Origin of the sequence: Thioclava sp. UBA3469, assembly GCF_002378135.1 — a bacterium.
Lineage (GTDB): Bacteria > Pseudomonadota > Alphaproteobacteria > Rhodobacterales > Rhodobacteraceae > Thioclava > Thioclava sediminum.
Window position 1 is genome coordinate 4167 of the sequence record NZ_DFRG01000050.1, and the last position, 1055, is coordinate 5221.

The following is a 1055-nucleotide window of genomic DNA, read 5'->3' on the forward strand; positions in this document are numbered from 1 at the left end:
GGAATGGAAATGGGACGGCATCCGGGTGCAGGCGGTGGCGGAGGGCGGCGAGCGGCGGCTCTATTCGCGCACCGGCGAGGATATCTCCGGCGCTTTCCCCGATGTGGTCGCGCATATGGGGTTCGAGGGCGCGCTCGATGGCGAGTTGATCGTGCGGCGCGGCGATCAGGTCGCGCCCTTTGGCGATCTGCAAAAGCGGCTGGGGCGGAAGTCTCCGGGCAAGGCGATGCTGGCCTCGCATCCGGCGGCGCTTCGCCTCTACGACATCCTGATCGAGGGCGAGGAAGACCTGCGTGCCCTGCCCTTCGACACCCGCCGCACGCGGCTGGAGGCCTTCGTTGCCGATCTCAATCCCGAACGGTTCGACGTCTCGGAGTTGCTACCCTTCGAGACGTGGGATGACCTTGCGAGCCTACGCGAAGCGCCGCCCGAAGTGGTCATCGAGGGCGTAATGCTCAAACGCCGCGACACGCCCTATATGGCGGGCCGCCCCAAGGGGCCGTGGTTCAAGTGGAAACGCGATCCGCGCATCATCGATGCGGTGATCCTCTACGCTCAACGAGGGCATGGCAAACGCTCGGGCTTCTATTCCGATTTCACCTTCGGCGTCTGGGACGGTGACCGGCTCGTGCCCGTGGGCAAGGCCTATTCCGGCTTCACCGACGAGGAGCTGCGCAACCTCGACCGTTTCGTGCGCAATCACACCGTGGAACGCTTCGGCCCGGTGCGGTCCCTGTCGCCCGATCTGGTGGTGGAGGTCGCCTTCGAGGGGCTCAACCGCTCCACCCGGCACAAATCCGGCGTCGCGATGCGTTTCCCGCGCATCTCGCGCATCCGCTGGGACAAGCCCGCAGGCGAGGCCGACCGGATCGAGACGCTGCGCGCAATGCTGCCCGAGGTCGAGCAGCCCTAGCGGGTCAGCACATAGGACCCCGGCGCGTCGCAGAGCGGGCGATACTTGCGCCCCTTGCCCATGGGCGGCGGCGCGATCTCCTGCCCGTCGCCCGTCTTGCGCAGCCATTTCGCCCAAGGCGCCCACCATGACCCTTCGCGCG

1 protein-coding gene is annotated in these 1055 nt (G+C 67.2%); it reads left to right on the plus strand.

What is annotated here, in order from left to right; genetic code table 11:
• A partial coding sequence (locus B3D39_RS03735; RefSeq protein ID WP_286789395.1) for a cisplatin damage response ATP-dependent DNA ligase occupies positions 1 to 913 on the plus strand: 913 nt, incomplete at its 5' end.
• Positions 914 to 1055 lie beyond the last annotated feature (142 nt).